Below are 13,615 nucleotides of genomic sequence, written 5' to 3' on the forward strand. Positions count from 1 at the left end.
GCGGAGGAGCGGGCCGGGTCGGGGGCGGCCTGAGCCGGGGTGGCGGTGGTCGCAGCCGCGGTGGCCGCAGCGGTGCCGCTCGGGGCGTCCGTCGCGCCTCCCGGCGCGCAGGCCGCGAGGGCGGGCAGGAGGAGCAGCGCGGCGGCGAGGGCGCGGAGGCGTCGCATCGTGCCTCCCTCCGCTCGCCGTCAGTCTGGCGCCCCGGCCCCCTCTCCGCGAGCGCCGCCACCGGAGTCTCGACGTCAGTCCCAGACCGATCGATGCGTCACGAACGGTCGGCACGGCGGCCGGATGACGGCCGCTCGTGACGACTGAGACGTCGGACGGGGGAGAGAGGGGCGCGACGCCGCTCCGCTCGATCGCTGCCGCGGGGGCGGGGCACTGCGTCAGGCGGCGCCGCCCTGTTCCGCGGCGCCCGCCCACGGACCCTTCGTGTCCCGCGGCTGCGCGGCGACCGGAGCGAGGACGGCGCGGACGGATCCGCCCGACTCCGAGGTCCGCACGGGCCGGCCGAGCTCACGGGCCGCGGAGCGCGCGATCCAGCGCCAGTCCTCGACCGAGACGGTCAGCGCCGCGATCGAGGCCTCGGCGGACTCAGCGAGCGCGTAGGCGGCGAGGATCGAGCGGCGGAGGTCGCGGCGGGCCTGCACGGACGATTCGCCGCGCATCGGCGGTCGGGGGCCGGGCAGGAGGGCGGGGACGGCCGCCATCGGCACCACCCGACCCGGTCGTGCAGGCGCGCCGCTCATGGGATCAGCCCTCCTGGTTGTAGTAGGGCCAGGGCAGGAAGCGCCGCTCGCCCCTGCGGTCGGGACCCGTCAGAGTGACCTCGCCGGTCGCCGCCCACTCGACACCGCGGGGGAGCATCCGGATGAACTCGATGCGGCGGAAGGTGTCGATGTCGTGTCCGATCGTGATCGTGAACGAGCGGCCCGCGCCGTACTCGTTGATCCAGGCCAGGGGCTGGTCCGTGTTCATGCCGGGGAGGTCCGCGAGGCCGGTCTCGGGGATCGCGACCGGGTAGTGCGACATCGGCCACATCGGGGCCCGCTGGTACGACTCCAGATCGTCGAAGGTCGTGATCAGCACTTCGGCACCGTCGTACATCTCGACTCCGGTCAGGATGTCGTCGCCGGTGACGGTCCAGGTGGCGCTGATCCCCTCGGTGATCGCGTGACGCGGCTCCGCTGTCGAGAGGAGCGCCTCGCCCCATGGGCGCGGCCGAATGCCGGTGGGCACGCTGAGCTTCGCGCCGCGCATGACGTTGTACTCCTCCGGGTACCCCCAGTCGTCCTCCTGCACGGCCGAGCCGTGGAACCAGACGATCCCCTTGCCCTCGTCGTGGATGAAGCGCAGGATCGCGGCGTCGGTCTCGGGGCCGAAGCCGGTGGCCCTGTCGCGGTAGCCGTCCCGTCCCTCGTACACCACGATCAGGACGTCGTAGCGGTCGATGACGGCGGAGGTGAGACCGCGCGGATCCTCGGTGACGCGGACCCGGAAGCGCCCAGTGTCCTCGAGGAGGGTCGTGAGCCACTGGTTGTGCGCACGGAAGCTGCGGAACTCGTTGTCGTGCTCCACCGTCATGTGGCCGGAGAGGATGAGCACGTCGAGGGTGTCGGGCATGGAGGCCTCCAGAGGTGAGGTGCGCGGGCGGGTCCGTCTCGTCGGTGAGCGGCCTGTCGACCTCTAGTCCATTTACTACAGACTATTGTCTGGAACCGGCAGAACGAAGGAAGCGCCTAGAACGATCCGTGATGCGCGGCATCGCCGTTCACTATTCGGGGCCGCTTCTGACGAATTCAGACCTAAGCTGGCGCGACCGCCGCGATCGCGAGCGGCCACCGAACCGAGGACTCCCATGGCGACGCACAACATCCTGATCGACGACCACAGCCTGCGCGTCCACCCCGAGGGGGCCGTGCTCCTGCTCCACCTGCCCTGGTACCGCAGTCTCTGGCTGTCGTCCGTGGACGGCCTCGAGGTCTCGATCGACGGGACGACGGTGCCGGGCGACCGCCTCCGGTTCGAGCTCGGCGGCTCCGTCTTCCGCGTGGACCAGCTCCGCGAGCAGTGGGACGTGCTCTGGTTCCTCTCGGACGCGGCGGTACTGGTCGTCGCCCTCGACGAGCCGCTCGCCGCGGGCTCGGTCCACCGCGTCGTCGCCTCCGCCCGGCTGAGCCTGCCCTACATGCAGATCAAGCCCGAGACCTACGTGCCCCAGGTGGTCCACCAGACGCGCGACCTCGTCGTCCGCACCGCCGATGAGCCGGTGCGCGACGAGCTGCGGCTGGAGACGACGACGGTCGAGGCGGTCGAGGCGCAGCCCGGTGAGCCGTTCAAGCTCGGCCTCACGCTCTACTCGGCGACGTCCGAGCTCAACGCGGGGCAGTACGACCTCGAGTCCCTCCTCGACCGCGTGGCCGCCGAGGGGGTGGGGCCGGGGATCGAGATCGTCGCCTCGCAGACCCTCCGGCAGTACCCGGTGGTGACCCCCGACTTCGTCTCGACCTGGCGCACCGCGTTCGACCGCCACGGGTTCGAAGCCAGCGCGTTCGGCGCGAACCTCGACATGGGGCGCCTGCGCACGCGCGACATGGACGACGACGAGGAGTACGAGTTCTCGGCGGAGCTGCTCCGGGGCGCGCACCGCCTCGGGTTCCCGCTGATGCGGATCCAGAGTGCTCGCCGGACGCTGCTCCAGCGGCTGCTCCCCCTCGCGGAGTCGCTCGACGTCGCGCTCGGCTACGAGATCCACGCCCCGTCCGGCCCCAACGCGCCGGCCGTGCAGGAGATCCGCGAGCTCTACGCCGAGCTCGACTCGCCGCTGCTCGGCTTCGTCGCCGACTTCTCCTCGACGATGCACGCGATGTCGCCGGCCCTCCTCCGGACCATGCGGCGCATGGGGCTCGACGCCGAGGCGACGGCGGAGCTGCAGCGGATCTGGGCGCAGGACGCCCCGGGCCGGGAGCGGCAGGGCGAGTTCCTCGCCTACCTGGGATCGCGGGGCATCGACCCGGGCGACTTCGGCTCGTTCGCGTTCCTCGCCTTCAACATGCACGGACACGTCCCCGTCGAGGAGTGGGCCGACATCATGCCGCAGATCCTGCACGTGCACGCGAAGTTCTACGACATCGACGACGAGGGCCAGGAGCCCGCGATCGACTACCCGGCGATCGTCGACGTGTTCGTACGCGGCGGCTTCCGCGGGTACATGTCGAGCGAGTGGGAGGGCCACGCCTTCCTCGATCTCGGCGAGGTCGACCCGATCGCCCTCGTGCGCCGTCAGCACAACCTGATCCGGCGGTCGATGCACGCGAGCCTCGCAGCGGTCTGAGCGACGCGGCGGCCTGAGCCCCACGGGCGGTCCGGGCGGACGCGGACCGCCCGGCCGACTGAACGGCGCCCGGACGGGCGCCACGTCGAGCACGAGCGCACTCCTGCTGGCGACCCCACCTCGCCGGCCGGGTCCACCCGTAGGCCGTCTCTCCCCCGCGGGCGGCCCCGGCTTGCAGGCGGCCCCTCCCCCGCGCCGTCCTTCCTCCGCAGCGGCTCCTACTCGCAGGCGGCCCAGACCGCCGCGAGCCCCTGGCCGCCGCCGATGCACATGGTCTCGAGGAGGTGGCGGCCGCCGGTGCGCACGAGGTGCCGGGAGCCGGTGGCGAGCATCCGCGCCCCGGTCGCGCCGACCGGATGGCCGAGCGAGATGCCGGAGCCGAGCGGGTTGGTCCGCTCCCAGTCCTCCTCGGTGAAGCCCCACTCGCGGCTCACCGCAAGGACCTGGGCGGCGAAGGCCTCGTTGAGCTCGATCAGGTCCATGTCGGCGAGCGAGAGGCCGGCGCGCTGGAGGGCCCGCGCCGTCGCGGCGACGGGGGCGATCCCCATCCGCTCCGGCTCGACGCCCGCGCGCGCCCACGAGACCAGCCGGACGAGCGGGCGCAGGCCCAGCTCGGCGGCGCGCTCGGGGGTGGTGACGATGCACGCCGCTGCCGCGTCGTTCTGGCCGGAGGCGTTGCCCGCGGTGACGGTGGCCTCGGGATCGACGTCGCGCCGCACGGGCGAGAGCCGGGCCAGCGCCTCGAGCGTCGTGTCGGCGCGGGGCCCCTCGTCGTGGTCGACGACGGTGACAGCGCCCCGGCGGCCCGGGACGGAGACGGGGACGATCTCCTCGGCGGAGAAGCCCGCCTCCGCCGCCGCGATCGCCCGGCGGTGCGAGCGCAGCGCGAGGGCGTCCTGCTCGTCGCGGGGGATGCGGTACTCGCGGCGGAGGTTCTCCGCCGTCTCGATCATGCCGCCGGGGATCGGGTGGTGGCGCCCGCCGGCGGTCTCGCGGCCGCGGCCGAGCGCGTCACGGAGGAGCAGCCCGTTCGTGCCCGCCACGCCCCACCGGGCGTCGACCGAGTACAGCGGCGCCGAGCTCATGGAGTCGACCCCGCCCGCGAGGCAGAGGTCGCTGACGCCCGTCTGGATCTGCATGGCAGCATCCAGCACGGCCTGGAGCCCGGAGCCGCAGCGCCGGTCGACCTGCGACCCGCCGACCGTCACCGGCAGCCCCGCGTCGAGAGCGGCGACCCGGCCGATCGGCGGCGCCTCGGCCGTCGGGTAGCCCTGGCCGAGGATCACGTCGTCGACGTCCCCGCCGTCGAGCCCGGCCCGCTCGACGATCGCCCGGAGGACGGTCGCGGCGAGCTCCGCCGGCGCGACCGAGCGCAGCGCCCCGCCGAAGCGGCCGATGGGCGTGCGCAGCGGCTCGCAGACCACGACCTCGCGCAGCAGCGTCATCGTCCCGCCTCCGCGAGGGCGACGATCAGCGGTGCCCCGGTCGCGGCCTCGACCTCGGCGACGCTCACTCCGGGGGCGGTCTCGCGCAGGACGAGCCCCTCCTCGGTGACGTCGATCACGGCGAGATCGGTGATGATCCGGTCGACGACCCTCCGCCCGGTGAGCGGGAGGAGGCACTCGGGCACGATCTTGTGCTCGCCCGTCTTCGTCACGTGCTCCATCAGCACGATGACGCGGTCGGCGCCGTGGACGAGGTCCATCGCCCCGCCCATGCCCTTGACCATCCGGCCGGGCACGGCCCAGTTGGCGATGTCGCCGTGCGCCGAGACCTGCATGGCGCCGAGGACGGCGACGTCCACGCGGCCGCTCCGGATCATGGCGAAGCTCTGCGCGGAGTCGAAGTAGGCGGCGCCGGGCTCGACCGTGATCGTCTCCTTGCCCGCGTTGATGAGGGTCGGGTCCTCCTCGCCCTCCCAGGGGTAGGGGCCCACGCCCAGCACGCCGTTCTCGGAGTGCAGGGTCACCGTGACTCCGGCGGGGATGTGGTTCGGGATGAGCGTGGGCAGCCCGATGCCGAGGTTGACGTACGCGCCGTCGGTGAGCTCGAGGGCCGCGCGGGCGGCCGTCTCGTCGCGGGTGAGCGGGGTCATGCGCGGTCCTCCTCTCGCGAGGCGCGGGGCCTCACGGTGCGCTTCTCGATCGGCAGGTCGGCGGCCTCCTCGGGCGAGAGCTCGACGATGCGGTCGACGTAGATGCCGGGCAGGTGGATGTCGTCGGGGTCGAGCTCGCCCGGCTCGACGAGCTCGTCGACCTCGGCGATCGTGATCCGCCCCGCCATCGCGGCCGGCGGGTTGAAGTTGCGGGCCGACTTCGAGAAGACGAGGTTGCCGTGGCGGTCGCCTCGGGCGGCGCGGACGAGGGCGAAGTCGGTGACGATGGCCTCCTCGAGCACGTACTGCGTCGGCTTCCCGAGCGACTCGAAGACGCGGACCTCCTTGGGGTCGCTGCGCACGAGCACGCTCCCGTCGGCGGCGTAGCGCCAGGGGAGCCCGCCCTCGGCCACCATCGTGCCGACGCCGCTCGCGGTGTAGAACGCGGGGATGCCGCTGCCGCCCGCCCGGAGGCGCTCGGCGAGCGTGCCCTGCGGGGTCAGCTCGACCTCGAGCTCGCCGCCGAGGTAGCGCCGCGCGAAGTCCTTGTTCTCGCCGATGTAGGAGGCGGTGACCCGGTCGATCCGGCCCGCGGAGAGCAGCTCGCCGAGCCCCCAGCCGTCGACGCCGCAGTTGTTCGAGACGACCGAGAGCCCATGCGTGCCCTGGGCGAGCAGCGCGCGGATCAGCACGATCGGCACGCCGACCAGGCCGAAGCCGCCCACGGCGATCGAGGCCCCGTCGGGGATGTCGGCGACGGCCTCCGCCGCGCTCGTCCTGCCCTTGTCCAGCGTCATCGTCGGTCCTCTGCTTCGTCGTCGGTGGTCGTGAGGGCGGCCGGCTCGTCCGGTCCTCCATCGGCGTCGAGCTCGGCCAGGACCGCCCGGAGCCGCGCGAACGCGGCGTTGGCGGCCGGCAGGCCCGCGTAGAGCGCGGTGTGCAGCAGCACCTCCGCGATCTCGGCGCGGGTGACGCCGTTGCGGAGGGCTCCGCGCAGGTGCATCGGGATCTCGTCCTCGGCGCGGAGGGAGACCAGCGCGGCGAGCGTGATCATGCTGCGCTCGCGGCGGCCGAGCCCGGGCCTCGTCCAGACCTCGCCCCAGGCGTACCGGGTGAGGAACTCCTGGAAGTCGGCGGTCTCGGGAGTGATGCGGGCGGCGGCCGCGTCGACGTGCGCATCGCCGAGCACCGCCCGCCGGGTCGTGCCGCCGAGGGAGGCGCGGCGGGAGACGATCGCCGCCAGCCGCTCGGGCGCCTCGTAGCCGGGGAGGTGGCCGACGCCGTCGAGCACCTCGACGCGGGCGCCGGGCATCGCCTCGGCCTGCTCCCGGATGCTCGCGAGCGGCAGGGCGGCGTCGAGTGCGCCGGCCACCAGGAGCACGTCGCGGGCGGCGGCGAGGCCCGGCGGGTGGGCGAGGGCCTCGCAGCAGAGGGCGTACGACTCGTCGTCGACGTCCACCAGCTCGCCCAGAGCGGCGCCGACGGTGTCCGGGGAGGACCGGACGAACGCGGGCGCGAACCAGCGCTCGGCGCTGAGCGTCACCAGGGACGCGGTGCCGCTCCGTCGCGCTGTCCCGGCCCGGTCCGCCCAGCCGTCGGGCGTTCCGATGCGCGGCGCCGAGCAGATCGCGGTGACGGAGGCGAGCCGCTCGGGGGCGTCGACCGCGAGCCCGAGGCCGATCGCGCCGCCGAGCGAGATGCCCGCGTAGTGGAAGGCGCCGCCGCCGGCCGCGTCGACGAGGCCGAGGACCGCCTCCGCCAGCTCGGCGATCGAGAACGGCGCGGTCGCGGCGGGGCTCCGGCCGTGGCCGGGGAGGTCGAAGCGGAGGATCCGGAACGAGCGGGCGAGCTCGGGGAGCGCCGCCTCCCAGAGCCGGGTGGTCGTGCCCAGCGAGGGGCCGAGCACGAGCAGGGGCGCGTCGCTGCGGAGGGACGTGGTGGCCGTGGTCAGGCCGGCGAGCACGGGGACGGTCATGGTGCGGTCTCTCCCTCGGGGGCGGCCGCGGAGTCGCGGTCGGCGGCGAAGCGGGCGATCGCCGCGTCGATCCAGGCACCGGTGACGCCCGGCGAGGAGGAGGGCTCGAAGGCCCGGGCGACGCGCTCCTGGAGGGCCTCGTCCGGGCCGAGCAGGCCCGAGACGACGACGCGGAGCGGGCGGCCGGTCGCGGCGCTCTCCCGCGAGGCCCTTGCGAGCAGGGCGAACGCCTCCGCCCGCCCGAGGCGCTCGCCGAGCAGCGTCGCGACGTCCTCGCTGAACACGGAGCCGTCGCCGGAGACGAGGTGCTCACGCATGGCGTCGGCGCGCACCTCGAGCGAGGCGACCAGATCAGCGGCGCCCGTGACCGCGCCGAGCGCCGCCTCCTGGAGCTGCTGCAGCGGACGCCACTCGGCGTGCCACGCGCCGCTCGACCGCTGGTCCTCGGCGGCGAGCGCCGCGAAGAGCGAGCCGACGAGCCCGGGGGCCTGCCGGGCGGCGGCGACGACCAGGACCGCGCCGATCGGGTTGCGCTTGTGCGGCATGGCCGAGGAGCCGCCCTCGCCCGCTCCGAGGCTCTCGCCGAGCTCGGCGGTCTCGGTGCGGGCGAGCAGGGTGACGTCGAGGGCCACGGCGCCCGCGGCTCCGGCGGCGAGCCCGAGTGCGGAGGCCAGCTCGACGACGGGGGTGCGGTCGGTGTGCCAGACGGCGGCCGGTGCGCGGAGTCCGAGGCGGTCGGCGTATCCGGCGACCACGCGGAGGGTCCGCTCGACGGCGTCGGCGGGGGAGGTGCGCTCGCCGACGACCGCCACGAGCGCCGCGAGGGTCCCGACCGCTCCGCCGAGCTGCGCGGGCAGGGCGGTCCGGGTGCGCCGGACGGCGGCGAGGGCCGAGGTGACCGCGCCGAGGCGCTCGGCGGAGACGGCTCCGAAGACGGTGGGGGCGGCGTGCTGACCGAGCGTCCGGCCGACCATCGGCGTCGCCCGGTGCCGGTCGGCGAGCGCCGCCAGAGCGTCGCCCAGCCGGACGAGCTCCTCGTCGATCCGCTCGAGGACGGCCGCGGCGCGGACCATCACGGCCGTGTCGACGACGTCCTGGCTGGTCGCGCCCAGGTGGAGCGCGGCGCCGGAGCCGGGGGAGGCCGCCTCGGCGGCGGCGCGGAGGCGCGGCACGAGGGGGATGACCGGGTTGCCGCCCGCTCGGGCCTCCTCGGCGACGGCGTCGAGCTGCTCCAGCACCGCGGATCGGATCTCCTCGGCGTGCGGAGAGAGGTCGGCGCCGACCACTCCCTCCTCCCGGAGGGCGGCCGCGAGGGCGAGCTCGGCGTCGATCATCGCGCCGAGCAGCGCCTCGTCGCCGGTCAGCTCGCGGATCGCGGGCGAGGCCAGCGGATCGACGAGGCTCCGCCGCTCAGCCATCGAGTCCTCCCGAGAGGTCGAGGAAGACGGTCTCGCCGTCGCCCTGCAGCCGGATGTCGAACCGCACGACCGGCAGGCCGGTCGCCGCGCCCTCCTCGACGACGAGCAGGGTGCGCCGGCGGGCCGGCTCGAGCGAGCGGAGGAGCGCGTCCTCGCCCGAGAAGTAGGCGCGGGTCCCGAGGTGGTGGGTGACGCCGCGGGCGAAGACGGTGACGACGACGAACGCCGCGCCTCCCCCCGGAGCCCCCGGTCGGAGCGTGGTGAAGGCGTACTCGCCGGCGCGGGTGGTGGCCGTGCGGCCGAATCCCGTGAAGGCGATCCCGTCGCGCAGGAGGCTGCCGCGCTCGCGGGGGATGCGGCCCTCCGCGTCGCGCTGCCAGATCTCGACGACCGCGTCGGGGACGGGCTCGCCCGCGCCGTCGGTGATCGTGCCGCGGAGGCGGATCGCTCCGGGGTGCGTCGCCGCGACGAGCTCCGGCCCGCCGTCGTAGGGCAGCGCGTAGCCGAAGAAGGGGCCGACCGTCTGCGACGGCGTGGGTGCGAGCTCAGGCATCGTCGTCCTCCGCTTCGAGGGGGGTCGACCGCGCCCCGGTGAGCACGACGTCCCAGCGGTAGCCGAGCGAGGACTCGGGCGTGCTGGCCTCGTGGTCGTAGCTGCCGACGAGCCGCTCGCGCGCCGCCGGGTCGGTGATCGACTGCAGGATCGGGTCGAGCGGGAAGAGCGGATCGCCGGGGAAGTACATCTGCGTGATCAGGCGCTGCGTGAACGCGGTGCCGAAGAAGGAGAAGTGGATGTGCGCGGGCCGCCAGGCGTTCCGGTGGTTGCGCCACGGGTAGGCGCCGGGCTTGATCGTCGTGAAGCGGTAGCCGCCGTCCGGCCCGGTGATGAGCCTGCCGACCCCGGTGAAGTTCGGGTCGAGCGGCGCCGGGTGCTGGTCGCGCTTGTGCACGTAGCGGCCCGAGGAGTTGGCCTGCCAGAGCTCGACGAGCTGCCCGGCCACCGGCCGTCCGTCGCCGTCGAGCACACGGCCCGACACGGTGATCCGCTCGCCGAGGGGCTCGCCCGCGTGCTGGATCGTCAGGTCGCTCTCGTACTCGTCGACGTCGGTGTGGCCGAACGCCGGCGAGGTGAGCTCGATCTCCTCCGGATCGGCGCGCACCAGCTCGTGCGTCGGGTGCCGGAGGGCGGTGCTCCGGTACGGCGGGTAGTCGCGGCGCGGGTGCACCTCGGCGGCGCCGCCCGAGCGGACGCGGTCGCGCGCCTCCTGCTCGATCGCGGCGATCTCTGCCGAGACGGCGGCCTGGCCGAGCGGCTCCGGCGCGCTCACAGCGGCAGTCCCGTGTACTGCTCCGCGAGCGAGCGCTGGGCGTGCACCGAGCCGATCACGTAGTCGAGGCGCCCGAGCTGCGCGCGGAAGTCGAACTCGCCGCTCGCCTCGAGGGTCGGCCGGTGCAGCAGCTCGGTCATCCACACCGAGAACTGCTGGACCCGCCACTGGCGGGCGAGGGCGGCCGCCTCGTAGCCCTCCAGCAGCGTCTCGTCGCCCCCGTCGGCCGCGATCAGGCCGCGCACCAGCAGGACGACGTCGGCGATGGCCGAGTTCAGACCCTTGGCTCCCGTCGGCGGGACGATGTGGCCCGCGTCCCCGACGAGGAACAGTCGGCCGTGGGCGAGGCGGGACGAGACGAAGCTCCGCATCGGAGTGATCGACTTCTCGGTGATCGGCCCCTCCTGCAGGGTCCAGCCCTCGACGCCCAGGCGCTCCTGCAGCGCCGCCCAGATCCGCTCGTCCGGCCAGGCCGCGATGTCGTCGTCGGGGTCGACCTGGAGGTAGAGGCGCGAGACCGAGGGGCTGCGCATCGAGTGCATGGCGAAGCCGTCGGGGTGCAACGCGTAGATGAGCTCGTCGGTCGACGGCGCGACGTCGGCGAGGACGCCGAGCCAGGCGTAGGGGTAGGCGCGGTCGAGCTCGGCGCGCTCGGCCGCCGGGATGCTGGGTCGGCTGATCCCGTGGAAGCCGTCGGCGCCGACGATGTACGCCGCCTCGAGCCGATGCTCCTCGCCGTCGTGCGTGAAGGTCACGGACGGCCGATCGCTCTCGAGGTCGTGCAGCGCCACGTCGGAGACGCCGTAGCGGACGTCCGAGCCCTCGGCCTCGTGCGCGGCGACGAGGTCCTTGACCACCTCCTGCTGGCCGTAGACCGTGACGGTCCGGCCGATCAGCTCGTCGAAGTCGACGTGGTGGCGCCGGCTGACGCCCTGCGCATCCGGGCCCTGGAGGTAGATGCCGCTGTGCTGCATCCCCTCGCGCGCCAGGCGCTCGCCGAGGCCGAGACCGGTGAGCACGTCGACCGAGCTCTGCTCGAGCACGCCGGCGCGGATGCGCGAGAGGACGTAGTCGCGCGAGCGGTTCTCGAGGACGACGGAGTCGATGCCGGCGCGCCGGAGCGCCCAGCTGAGCAGCAGGCCCGCGGGCCCGGCGCCGATGACGGCGACACGTGTGGTGGGAGTGGGCACGGGGTTCCTCGCGACGGTGACAGGGACACCACGATGCTCGGGGCCGGACCGGTCGCGGGGAGCGGGGTTTCCATCCAGTGGAAGGAACGGGGTCGAGCCCGCCTGGGGAGGAGCCTCGCCGGTCGCGCTCACGCGACCACCGAGCGCCGGTAGCCGAGCGCCCGGCTCACTCCGGCCGCAGCGGCGCGCACCTCGCGCTCGAGGAGGTCGTCCGGCCGCGGCTCCGAGCCCGTGACCACCGAGAGCGCGGCGACGACGCGGGAGGCGCGGTCGCGGATGGGAGCAGCCACCGAGCTCGTCCCCGCCGTCATCTCCTCGGAGGAGAGCGCGACGCCGCAGTGGCGGATCTCGGCCAGCCGCCGGCGCAGCGCGTCGGGCGAGGTCACCGTGCGCGGGAGGAAGCGCGGAAGGTCGCGGGCGACGTACTCCTCGAGGTCCTCGGCCGGGGCGTGCGCGAGCAGCACCAGTCCGACTCCGGTCGCGTGCAGGGGCAGGCGCGCCCCGACGCTCGAGACGACGGGCACCGCGCGGTGCGCCGACAGCTTCTCGATGTAGAGCGCCTCGGCGCCGTCGAGCACGGCGAGGTGGACGTGCTGGTGGGTGGCCTCGTACAGGTCCTCGAGGAACGGCAGGGCGATCGCGCGGAGCGACCGGGTCGCGGGGACCCGGGTCCCGAGCTCCCACAGGCGCAGGCCCAGCGTGTACCGGCCGTCGTCGCGGCGCGCGAGCCCGCCCCACTCCACGAGCTCGGCGAGCATCCGGTGCACGGTCGACAGCGGCAGGCCCGTCCGCTGGGCGATCTCCGAGAGGCTGAGCGAGGCCCGCGCCCCGGGCTCGGCGAACACGTCGAGGATGGACAGCAGCCTCGACGCCACCGACACCGGCGCGGTCACGGGCTCAGTCCACGGCCGAGAGGACGAGCGCGGAGCCCTGGCCGCCGCCGCCGCAGATGCCCGCGGCGCCGATCGAGCCGGATCCGAGCGCGGCGAGCCGGCGGGCGAGGTGGCCGACGATCCTGGCGCCGGACGCGCCGATGGGGTGACCGAGGGCGATCGCGCCGCCGTGCGGGTTCACCAGGGCGGGGTCCACGCCGAGGTCGGCGGTCGACTGCACGGCCACCGCGGCGAAGGCCTCGTTGATCTCGACCGCGGCGAGGTCCGCGACGCTCCACGGCGTCCGCTCGAGGGCGCGGAGGATCGCGGCGGAGGGCTGCGAGTGCAGGGTGAGCCCGGGGCCGGCGACCATCGCGGCCGCCTCCACGCGGGCGAGCGGGACGAGGCCGCGGCGTCGCGCCTCCGACTCCTCCATCAGCACGAGGGCGGCGGCGCCGTCGGTGATCTGCGAGGAGTTGCCCGCCGTGATCGTGCCGTCGGCGGCGAACGCGGGGCGGAGGGCGCCGAGCGTCTCGACCGTGCTGTCGGGGCGCACGCCGTCGTCCGCCGACACGAGCGCTCCGTCGCGGCCCTGCGTGGTGAGCGGAGCGATCTCCTCGGCCAGCACGTCGGCCGCGGCCGCCGCCCGGGCGTGCGAGGAGGCGGCGAAGGCGTCCTGCTCGGCGCGGCCGAGGCCGAGCCGTCCGTTCTCCTCCTCGGTCGACGCTCCCATCGAGCGGCGCTCGAACGCGTCGCTCAGGCCGTCGACCTCCATCGTGTCCAGCATCGCCACCTCGCCGAAGCGGCGGCCGCGGCGCGAGCCCGTCCAGACGTGCGGGGCGAGCGACATCGACTCCTGGCCCCCGGCGACCGCGACGTCGACCTCGCCGAGGACGATGCGGCGCGCCGCGTCGGCGACCGCCTCCGCCCCCGAGAGGCAGACGGCGTTCAGCGTCAGGGCCGGGACGTGCAGCGGGACGCCCGCACCCCGGGCGGTCTGCCGCGCCGGGTTCTGGCCGGCGCCGGCCTGCAGCACCTGGCCCATCAGCACGATCTCGACGTCGTCGGGCGAGACGCCCGAGCGCGAGAGGGCCGCGGCGACGGCGTGGGCGCCGAGCTCCGTGGCGGGAAGGGAGGCGAAGCGGCCGAGGTACCGCGCGAACGGGGTCCGGGCGTAGCCGACGACGACGGCGCGGCGGGTGGGCGTGGTGATCATCGGCGATCCTCCGGTCGAGCAGGGCTGCCCTCATCCTCGCCGCGCGGATCGCGCCTGCGAAGACGCGATCGGTGATGCCGCGCTTCGTCCCCGTGGATGCGCTCGAGCCACTTCTGTTCTTCTTCGTCATGGTGTTGTCTGTTTCCTGCACAAGTGCGATTCCGCACGACCCGACGGAGAGGACGAC

13 protein-coding genes are annotated in these 13,615 nt (G+C 74.6%); 1 reads left to right on the forward strand and 12 read right to left on the reverse strand.

Going from position 1 to position 13,615, the window contains the following annotated elements; all coding sequences use genetic code 11:
- Positions 1-386: 386 nt before the first annotated feature.
- Both C5C39_RS01725 and C5C39_RS01730 read right to left on the reverse strand, forming a co-directional pair.
- Positions 387-749, reverse strand: coding sequence for a hypothetical protein (locus C5C39_RS01725; RefSeq protein ID WP_146083861.1), 363 nt, complete (start codon positions 747-749; stop codon positions 387-389).
- A 4-nt stretch (positions 750-753) separates the two neighbouring features.
- On the reverse strand, positions 754-1,623 hold the full coding sequence (locus C5C39_RS01730; protein WP_104352492.1) for a ThuA domain-containing protein: 870 nt from the start codon (positions 1,621-1,623) through the stop codon (positions 754-756).
- A gap of 235 nt (positions 1,624-1,858) precedes the next feature.
- On the opposite strand from C5C39_RS01730, the gene C5C39_RS01735 reads away from it, so the two are divergent.
- The gene (locus tag C5C39_RS01735) at positions 1,859-3,334 is read left to right on the forward strand and encodes a DUF6379 domain-containing protein (protein ID WP_104352493.1); all 1,476 of its coding nucleotides are present in this window, start codon (positions 1,859-1,861) and stop codon (positions 3,332-3,334) included.
- 218 nt (positions 3,335-3,552) lie between these two features.
- On the opposite strand, the gene C5C39_RS01740 is transcribed toward C5C39_RS01735, so the two are convergent.
- The 10 genes from C5C39_RS01740 to C5C39_RS01785 form a co-directional block, all read right to left on the reverse strand.
- Entirely contained in the window at positions 3,553-4,779 is a 1,227-nt protein-coding gene (locus C5C39_RS01740; RefSeq protein WP_258075749.1) for an acetyl-CoA C-acetyltransferase, read from the reverse strand.
- Positions 4,776-5,429: a CoA transferase subunit B gene (locus C5C39_RS01745; protein WP_104352494.1), complete on the reverse strand. Its 654-nt coding sequence runs from the start codon at positions 5,427-5,429 to the stop codon at positions 4,776-4,778. The genes C5C39_RS01740 and C5C39_RS01745 overlap by 4 nt, the downstream gene beginning before the upstream one ends.
- Positions 5,426-6,226, reverse strand: coding sequence for a CoA transferase subunit A (locus tag C5C39_RS01750; RefSeq protein ID WP_219813305.1), 801 nt, complete (start codon positions 6,224-6,226; stop codon positions 5,426-5,428). The genes C5C39_RS01745 and C5C39_RS01750 overlap by 4 nt, the downstream gene beginning before the upstream one ends.
- A complete protein-coding gene (locus tag C5C39_RS17780; protein WP_104352495.1) occupies positions 6,223-7,404 on the reverse strand; it encodes an alpha/beta fold hydrolase in 1,182 nt (393 codons plus the stop codon). The genes C5C39_RS01750 and C5C39_RS17780 overlap by 4 nt, the downstream gene beginning before the upstream one ends.
- The gene (locus tag C5C39_RS01760) at positions 7,401-8,822 is read right to left on the reverse strand and encodes a lyase family protein (protein ID WP_104352496.1); all 1,422 of its coding nucleotides are present in this window, start codon (positions 8,820-8,822) and stop codon (positions 7,401-7,403) included. Before C5C39_RS01760 ends, C5C39_RS17780 begins: the two co-directional genes overlap by 4 nt.
- Entirely contained in the window at positions 8,815-9,375 is a 561-nt protein-coding gene (pcaG, locus tag C5C39_RS01765; RefSeq protein WP_104352497.1) for a protocatechuate 3,4-dioxygenase subunit alpha, read from the reverse strand. Before pcaG ends, C5C39_RS01760 begins: the two co-directional genes overlap by 8 nt.
- A complete protein-coding gene (gene pcaH, locus C5C39_RS01770) occupies positions 9,368-10,150 on the reverse strand; it encodes a protocatechuate 3,4-dioxygenase subunit beta (RefSeq protein WP_104352498.1) in 783 nt (260 codons plus the stop codon). Before pcaH ends, pcaG begins: the two co-directional genes overlap by 8 nt.
- Positions 10,147-11,340, reverse strand: coding sequence for a 4-hydroxybenzoate 3-monooxygenase (locus C5C39_RS01775; RefSeq protein WP_104328254.1), 1,194 nt, complete (start codon positions 11,338-11,340; stop codon positions 10,147-10,149). The genes pcaH and C5C39_RS01775 overlap by 4 nt, the downstream gene beginning before the upstream one ends.
- A gap of 128 nt (positions 11,341-11,468) precedes the next feature.
- On the reverse strand, positions 11,469-12,233 hold the full coding sequence (locus C5C39_RS01780) for an IclR family transcriptional regulator (protein ID WP_104282549.1): 765 nt from the start codon (positions 12,231-12,233) through the stop codon (positions 11,469-11,471).
- Positions 12,234-12,237: 4 nt separating this feature from the next.
- A complete protein-coding gene (locus C5C39_RS01785; protein ID WP_104352499.1) occupies positions 12,238-13,428 on the reverse strand; it encodes an acetyl-CoA C-acyltransferase in 1,191 nt (396 codons plus the stop codon).
- Between the last annotated feature and the right edge of the window lie 187 nt (positions 13,429-13,615).

It is taken from the genome of Rathayibacter sp. AY1F3 (assembly GCF_002931975.1).
Taxonomy (GTDB): domain Bacteria; phylum Actinomycetota; class Actinomycetes; order Actinomycetales; family Microbacteriaceae; genus Rathayibacter.